Below are 7,064 nucleotides of genomic sequence, written 5' to 3'. Positions count from 1 at the left end.
GATCGGCATGAAGGTCCCCGTCGAGCGCTACCAGCCCAGCCGGCGGGCCTTGCCCGAGCGCCTGCCGGCGATCGAGTACGAGCCCGAGGACGTCGTGCGCTGGGTCGACCAGAACGGCTGGATCAGCTACCGCGGGCGGCGCCGCAAGATCGGCAAGGCCTTCCGTGGCACCCCGGTCGCCCTGCGCCCCACCCAGATCGACGGACGCCTCGACATCTTCTTCTGCCATCAGAAGCTGGCGTCCCTCGACCTCACCGAGCAGACTGAGCTCAAACCCGTCCACAATGTCCCCGAACGGGTGTCCACTATGTCCCCGGTCTGAACAGCTTGTCGAAGGGCGAAGCGAAGCCGGCACGGGCCTCAGCGCGCGGCCGGGTCCTTCGGGGTCAGGTCGCGCTGGGTGCCGATCAGGGAGTCGCGGGTGACCAGGGCGGCCAGATCCGCCTCGTCCAGGCCCTCGGTGCCGGCCGGCCGTTGCGGCAGGATCATGTAGCGCAGCTCGGCGGTCGAATCGTGGACCCGGACCTCGACGTCGTCGGCGAGCGCGACGCCGAACTCGGCGAGCACGGCGCGCGGCTCGCGCACGACGCGGGCCCGGTAGTTCTTCGACTTGTACCAGGCCGGCGACTGGCCGAGCAGCGCCCGCGGGTAGCAGGAGCAGAGCGTGCAGACCACGACGTTGTGCAGGCGGTCCGTGTTCTCCAGCACGGTGAACTCGAGCGGCGAGAGGTCGTAGCCGAGCTCCTTGATCGCCTCGGCGCCGTCGGCCAGCAGGCGCTCCTTGAAGGCCGGGTCGCTCCAGGCCCGTGCGACGATGCGCGCGCCGTTGCCGGGGTTGGCGCCGGCCATGCGCTCGATCGTCGCCCGCTCCTCCTCGGCGGAATAGACGCCGCGCTCGATCATCAGCCGGCGCAGCGCGACGCCGATCAATGCGGCGTCGCTGGTCGGCTCCGAGAGGTCGGGCTGAAAGGTCCGGGCATGGTCGTGGTCGTGCCCCGGGTCGTGCGGGTGGTCGCTGGTCATTCGGCCGGCTCCAGCCAGGGTTCGAAGATCTCGATGTCGAGCGTGTCGCCGGCCGCGCCGGCATAGTCCCGCCAGAGCGCCTTCTGGTCGAGGCGCACCCGGTAGAGCCGCTGGAAGGGCCGGCCGTCGCCGCGGATGTAGGCCTCGGGCAGGCCGTGCTCGTGGCAGACCCGGACGATCCGGCCGACCTGGCCCTTGGCGTAGCTCGGCACCCGGTGGTGGACCGGCGGCGTGCGCTCGGCGATGCGGACCGTCGCGCCGAGGGCGAAGCGCGGCGCGCTCATGCGGCGCCTGCCCCGCCGGCGGCGCTCCGGCCTTCCTTCAGCGACTCGACCGTGGCGCGCAGCTCGTCCTCGGCGATCACGCCCTTGTCGATCAGGGCATAGGCGACGGCGGCGGCCCAGCGCTCGTAGTAGCCCAGGCGCTCGTAGTCCTCGGGCGTCAGCTTCTCGATGCCGTCGCGCAGCTCGGCGAAGTCGCTGAGCACACCCTTCTGCAGCAGCAGCCGGACCATGGCGTCGATCTGCCACTCCCACTGGGCGGTGTCGTGCTCGCTGCGGTCGACCGGGCCGGCCGCCCGGCCGCCGACGTCGTGCGGGCCCCAGCAGGGCAGCGCGTCTTGCGTGTTCTCGCTCATGGGTTCCGAGTTTACGGCGCCGGGGGCCGCTGTCCAGCCGCCGCGAGGGCGCAGCAGGCGCGCGCTTGCGGCACGCCCCCTCGCCTGCTGTTATCCGGCGCGACACCCGCACACCGGAGGAACGTTCCTTGGCCCCTGAGAACCAGCAAGCGGCAGGCAAGCCCGCTGCGAAGACGTCCGGCCGCAAGGTCATCATCACCTGCGCGGTCACCGGCTCGATCCACACGCCGTCCATGACGCCCTACCTGCCGATCACCCCGGCCGAGATCGCCGAGGCCTCGGTCGGCGCCGCCGAGGCGGGCGCCGCGATCATCCACCTCCACGCCCGCGACCCGGAGACCGGCCGGCCGACCCCCGATCCCAAGGTCTTCATGGAGTTCCTGCCGCGCATCAAGCAGGCCTGCGACGCCGTGGTGAACATCACGACCGGCGGCGGCCACGGCATGAGCCTGGACGACCGGCTGGCCGCACCGCTGATGGCCTCGCCGGAGATGACCTCGCTCAACATGGGCTCGATGAACTTCGGCCTGTTCCCGATCCTCGACAAGATGAAGGACTTCCAGCACGACTGGGAGCCGCAGTACCTGGAGGCCAGCCGCGACTTCATCTTCCGCAACACCTTCAAGGACATCGAGGGCATCCTGAAGCGCCTGGGCGAGGACCACGGCACGCGCTTCGAGTTCGAGTGCTACGACGTCGGCCACCTCTACAACCTGGCGCACTTCCTCGACCGCGGCCTGGTCAAGCCGCCGCTCTTCGTGCAGACGATCTTCGGCATCCTGGGCGGCATCGGCGCCGACCCGGAGAACCTGCTGCACATGCGCCGGATCGCCGACAAGCTGTTCGGCGCGGACTACCAGTGGTCGATCCTGGCCGCCGGCCGCCACCAGATGCCCTTCTGCACCATGGGCGCGACGATGGGCGCCAACGTCCGCGTCGGCCTGGAGGATTCGATCTACCTCGCCAAGGGCAAGCTGGCGGAGACCAACGCCGCCCAGGTGAGGAAGATCCGCACCATCGTCGAGGAGCTGTCGCTCGAGGTCGCGACCCCGGCCGAGGCCCGCGAGATGCTGCAGCTCAAGGGCGGCGATCGGGTGAGCTTCTAGGGCGATGCCCCCGAAGGTCGGTCGATTCGATGTGCCGACCTTCGGACGCTGAGCCGGACTGGAATTCGGGGCGATCGTGTCCCGGTGAGGCCGGATCGGCCTGATCGGTGAGTTTTCTTTTGGAATCATATTACTATCGCATCATTCGATTGCTTCGATGCGATCGGATCAGGCGCCGGGAGGCGGTGACCGCCCCTCCCCATCGTCGCCCTGGCGCGAACCGGGCCCCAGAGGAGGACGCGCAAGCGAAGCGACGGCTCGCCGCAGGGAGTCGACTCCTGGAGTACTAGTATTGGTTGCTTTTTTGGATATATAATTTCTCTCATTGTATGCAGGAACCCTCGCAAGGCTCCCCGAAGCGAGCGGCATCAAAAGCATGCGCCTCGCCCGACCCGATCGAACCGGGCGGGCGCGGATGCGGAGCCCGATCGCAAAACGGGGCCGCCGAGGCACGGCCGGTTCGAACAGGGCGGCCGAGGGCGGTGAGGTTCGAACTCTGGGAGGAGCGAAGATGCCTGGCACGAAAGAGTCCAAGACGCAGGGAACCTCCGGCCGGCTTCCGGGCGACACCGAGGAGGCTGCCCCCGACCTTTTTCCCGGGGACACGACCGCGGTCACGCCCCTGTCCAAGGCGGTGGTCGAGGTCACCAACCGGCGGTACCAGCAGGATCCCTTCTGGGGCGGCCCCAAGGGGATCGAATACGGCAAGCTGGTGGGCGCCTTGCCGATCCAGCTGGCCAACCTCTATCCGGACCAGGGCACGACCTACTTCGTCGGGGAGTTCCATCTGCCGAAGGGATCGTACCTCACGATCCATGGCGAGTACGGGCACCAGAGGTATTTCTCCTACACCGTCGCGGCCCAGCTCGGTAACGGTCAGCTCGGCAACGGCGATTTCCTGAGAGACGACCAGATCGACCCGGACTCCGGATCGCACAATCCCTTCCGGACGAAACCCCATAACGATCGCGACGTGACGCCCCGGAAGTTCACGCTCTGGGTTCGTCAGGGACAGAAGCCGAAGGTCGACTGCCCGAAGAACACCCTCTACACCGGCTTCAAATCCGAGTCGGCACGGGTCCACCTCGCGATCCGCAACTACATTCCGGACGCCGGCTACGACGGGACGGGAAACGCCGAGCTGCAGCAGGTCCACGCCTACGGGCTGCCGGAGGTCAGGCTCCACCTCCCGGACATCAAGAAGCCGCTCGGGGGCAAGGCCATGGCGAAGGCCGTGCGCGCCTCCAAGGCCCGGGAGGTCTCGGGCTTCTCGCGCGACGGGTGGCTGTGGCTGGTGAGAAACTCGGTCGATCCGATCAACGCACCTGCCGCACGCGAACCGGCCTTCCAGCGGTTCTGGAACACCAGCTACAGCATGACCGGGGCCTTCATTCCCGATCCGGCCTTGCGCGAGCGCCTGTTTCCGGCGACCGGGGCAGGCGGCTTCGCGAACAACCCGGATACGATCTATCTCATGGCGGCCTTCTCGCTCGACTTCGGCGAGGTGGTCGTCATGCAGGGCAAGATGCCCAGCCACCAGAGAACGAGGCACCGGCAGAAGAAGTGGATTCGGGACACCCAGGTCCGCTACTGGTCTGTCACCGCAGGCACCGCGCCGCCCGACGGCATCGGCTGGGGCTCTCTCTTCGACGAGGAGGTCCCCCTGGACGGGCAGGGCAACTTCACGATCGTGATGAGCTGGCCGGAGAATCGCCCGGCCAACGCCACGAAGGAGAACGGGGTGGCGTGGCTCGACTTCGGCGGCGGCGAAGGTCACTTCACCGGTGCGAGAGCCTGGGTGAACTTCGTCTATTTCCGCTACATGGCCCCGAACCCGGACTGGCCGGAGTCGCCCGCGAACATTCCGCTGCCGACGGTCGAGCAACCAGTGCCCCAGGATGCGGAGACCATGCAGCAGTACTATCCGAGGGCGACCTACATGACGAAAGCGGCCTTCGAGGCGCTGGGCAGCAATCCGACGGGCAGCTAGTGTGCCGGGCTCGAAATTCGGCCCATCAGATAGGCCGCATTTTGGAAGTGGAATTACACTAGGATCAAAGAGTTAGCTTACCGATTCACGCTGGGAGACGGTTCGGCCCGTGCGTCCCTCGACTGCGCCCGCTCCCGCGGGCGCGCTCGGGATGAAGCGCTCAGACCCGAGCGGAAGTTGCGAGACGGACGCTCGTCGCCGTTCCCGCCCATATAGCCCCGACCCCGCTTCACCCCGAGCTTGTCGAGGGGCGCACGGGCCGTCGCCACATGTAGCTGGCCCTTACGCCCCTTCCCGCCGCCCCCACTCGCGGCGCAGGGCCTCGCCCTCGCCGGCGAAGCGCTCGTCCAGCACCGCGCAGTCCCGGATGCGATCGAGGCGGAAGTGGCGGAAGTCGCGGCGCAGCTCGCACCAGGCGGCGAGCAGCACCGCTTCGACGAAGTAGGCGACGGCGATCGGCCGGACCACGCGCTCGGTCTCGGCGCCGGTCTCGTCGGCGTAGCGCAGCCGCAGCTTGCGCTCGTCGCGGATCGCCGCGCGCAGGATCTCCGGATCGACCGTGCCCGGCGACTCCGGGACCCAGGGCGACACGTGGAAGCGCTCCGACGCGCCGCGCAGGGCCTCGATCTTGGTCAGCACCCGCCGCGCCGCCTGCTGCAGGCCGGCGTCGCCGGTGCGCGCCAGCAGGGCGAGGCCGACGACCAGGGCCTCGACCTCCGCCTCGTCGAAGTTCAGCGCCGGCAGGTCGTAGCTCGCGCGGATCACGTAGCCGAGGCCGGCCGCGCCCTCGATCGGCAGGCGCATCGCCTGCAGGGCGGCGATGTCGCGATAGACCGTGCGGGTCGAGACCTCCAGGGCCGCCGCCAGCTCGGCCGCCGTCAGCGGCCGGCCGGCGGCGCGCAGCAGCTGGATCGTCTCGAACAGGCGGTGCAGCGGACGCACGGGGGACCTCTCGGAAAGGAGATCCCAGTCTAGCCGAAGGCTGCTGCCAGCACGCTGTCAGCAGACATCGACGATGCTCGCGTCTGCCGAAGGACGGAGGCGTGCGATGGCCTGGTACGACGAGGCGGTGATGATGACGCTGAAGCTCGGGCGCTGGAGCGAGGCCTCGGTCCCCGACCCGGTCCCCGACCCGCCCCCCGACCGGGCCGTGCCGCCTCAGGCGGCCGCGGTCTCGCGCTCGCTCTTCCGCTTCCTCTCGCTGGCGCTCTTCAGCTGGCCGCAGGCGGCCAGGATGTCGCGGCCGCGCGGCGTGCGGATCGGCGCCGAGAAGCCGCGCTCGAAGAGGATGTCGGAGAAGCGCTCGATGCGGTCCCGGTCCGAGCATTCGTAGGGGCTGCCCGGCCAGGGGTTGAAGGGGATCAGGTTGACCTTGGCCGGGATGTCGGCCAGCAGGTCGGCGAGCTCGTGGGCCTCGGCGTCGGAATCGTTGACGCCCTTCAGCATGACGTACTCGAAGGTGATGCGCCGGGCGTTGTGGACGCCGGGATAGTCGCGGCAGGCCTGCAGCAGCTCGGCGATCGGGTACTTGCGGTTCAGCGGCACGATCTCGTCGCGCACCGCGTCGTTGGTCGCGTGCAGCGAGACCGCCAGGTTGACGCCGAGCTCCTCGCCGCAGCGCGCCATGGCCGGCACGACGCCGGCGGTCGAGAGCGTGATGCGCCGCTTCGACAGCGAGATGCCGTTGGGATCGGTGACGATCTTCAGCGCTGCGGCGACGTTGTCGTAGTTATAGAGCGGCTCGCCCATGCCCATCATGACGATGTTGGTCAAGAGGCGCCCCTCCTTCGGAGAGGGCCACTCGCCGAGGGTGTCGCGCGCCAGCATGACCTGGCCGAGGATCTCGGCCGGCGAGAGGTTGCGCACCAGGCGCTGGGTGCCGGTGTGGCAGAAGCGGCAGGTCAGGGTGCAGCCGACCTGGCTGGAGACGCAGAGCGTGCCGCGGTCCTCCTCGGGGATGAAGACGCATTCGGCCTCGTTGCCGTCGGAAAAGCGCAGCAGCCACTTGCGGGTGCCGTCGCTCGACAGCTGGTGCGCCGTGACCTCGGGCCGGGCGACGACGAAATGCTCGGCCAGCTTGGCGCGAAACCCCTTCGAGAGGGTCGTCATCGCCTCGAAGTCGGTCGCGCCGCGATGGTAGATCCAGTGCCACAGCTGGCCGGCACGGAACTTCGGCTCGCCGAGCGCCAGCACGGCCTCGGTCAGCTCGGCCTGGGACAGGCCGACCAGGTTCGCGGGGCCGTCCTGCCCGCCGGCGGGCGGCGCGAAGGCCCGCGAGTGGGACGATGCTGCGTGAGCGCTCATGGCC

The 7,064-nt window shown here is 69.0% G+C and carries 7 protein-coding genes and 1 pseudogene; 3 read left to right on the top strand and 5 right to left on the bottom strand.

All coding sequences use genetic code 11. From position 1 onward, the window contains the following. Positions 1-322 (top strand): annotated as a pseudogene (locus tag B9O00_RS33190) (IS481 family transposase); the annotation flags it as partial. A gap of 38 nt (positions 323-360) precedes the next feature. Here the strand turns inward: B9O00_RS33190 and B9O00_RS26405 are convergent. From B9O00_RS26405 to B9O00_RS34280, 3 genes are read right to left on the bottom strand one after another with little or no spacing between them, the layout of a single operon-like run. Further along, complete coding sequence (locus B9O00_RS26405; RefSeq protein ID WP_085125716.1) at positions 361-1,023, bottom strand: nitrile hydratase subunit alpha; 663 nt, start codon at positions 1,021-1,023, stop codon at positions 361-363. Then, complete coding sequence (locus tag B9O00_RS34285) at positions 1,020-1,307, bottom strand: SH3-like domain-containing protein (RefSeq protein WP_200808674.1); 288 nt, start codon at positions 1,305-1,307, stop codon at positions 1,020-1,022. The genes B9O00_RS26405 and B9O00_RS34285 overlap by 4 nt, the downstream gene beginning before the upstream one ends. After that, the gene (locus tag B9O00_RS34280; RefSeq protein ID WP_200808673.1) at positions 1,304-1,660 is read right to left on the bottom strand and encodes an SH3-like domain-containing protein; all 357 of its coding nucleotides are present in this window, start codon (positions 1,658-1,660) and stop codon (positions 1,304-1,306) included. Before B9O00_RS34280 ends, B9O00_RS34285 begins: the two co-directional genes overlap by 4 nt. A 128-nt stretch (positions 1,661-1,788) precedes the next feature. Here B9O00_RS34280 and kce point away from each other — a divergent pair, with 128 nt between their 5' ends. Together kce and B9O00_RS26390 are read left to right on the top strand one after the other, a co-directional pair. Next, a complete protein-coding gene (gene kce, locus B9O00_RS26395) occupies positions 1,789-2,766 on the top strand; it encodes a 3,5-dioxohexanoate:acetyl-CoA acetone transferase (protein WP_085125715.1) in 978 nt (325 codons plus the stop codon). 511 nt (positions 2,767-3,277) lie between these two features. Next, positions 3,278-4,756, top strand: a complete 1,479-nt coding sequence (locus B9O00_RS26390; RefSeq protein WP_085125714.1) for a hypothetical protein — start codon at positions 3,278-3,280, stop codon at positions 4,754-4,756. Between the two features lie 282 nt (positions 4,757-5,038). Here the strand turns inward: B9O00_RS26390 and B9O00_RS26385 are convergent, their stop codons facing one another. Further along, positions 5,039-5,698 (bottom strand): helix-turn-helix transcriptional regulator, encoded by a 660-nt coding sequence (locus B9O00_RS26385; RefSeq protein ID WP_085125713.1) that lies wholly within the window; start codon positions 5,696-5,698, stop codon positions 5,039-5,041. Between the two features lie 216 nt (positions 5,699-5,914). Next, positions 5,915-7,060, bottom strand: a complete 1,146-nt coding sequence (gene rlmN / locus B9O00_RS26380) for a dual-specificity RNA methyltransferase RlmN (RefSeq protein ID WP_085125712.1) — start codon at positions 7,058-7,060, stop codon at positions 5,915-5,917. Positions 7,061-7,064: the final 4 nt, after the last annotated feature.

The sequence above is a fragment of the Tistlia consotensis USBA 355 genome, from assembly GCF_900177295.1.
Classification (GTDB): domain Bacteria; phylum Pseudomonadota; class Alphaproteobacteria; order Kiloniellales; family DSM-21159; genus Tistlia; species Tistlia consotensis.
This window is presented reverse-complemented; position numbering and strand designations above follow the sequence as displayed.

Excerpts from the sequence above, each read along its gene's own strand:
- B9O00_RS34285 (WP_200808674.1), bottom strand. The coding sequence starts at position 1,307 with ATGAGCGCGCCGCGCTTCGCCCTCGGCGCGACGGTCCGCATCGCCGAG.
- B9O00_RS34280 (WP_200808673.1), bottom strand. The coding sequence starts at position 1,660 with ATGAGCGAGAACACGCAAGACGCGCTGCCCTGCTGGGGCCCGCACGAC.
- B9O00_RS26390 (WP_085125714.1), top strand. The coding sequence starts at position 3,278 with ATGCCTGGCACGAAAGAGTCCAAGACGCAGGGAACCTCCGGCCGGCTT.
- rlmN (WP_085125712.1), bottom strand. The coding sequence starts at position 7,060 with ATGAGCGCTCACGCAGCATCGTCCCACTCGCGGGCCTTCGCGCCGCCC.
- B9O00_RS26405 (WP_085125716.1), bottom strand. The coding sequence starts at position 1,023 with ATGACCAGCGACCACCCGCACGACCCGGGGCACGACCACGACCATGCC.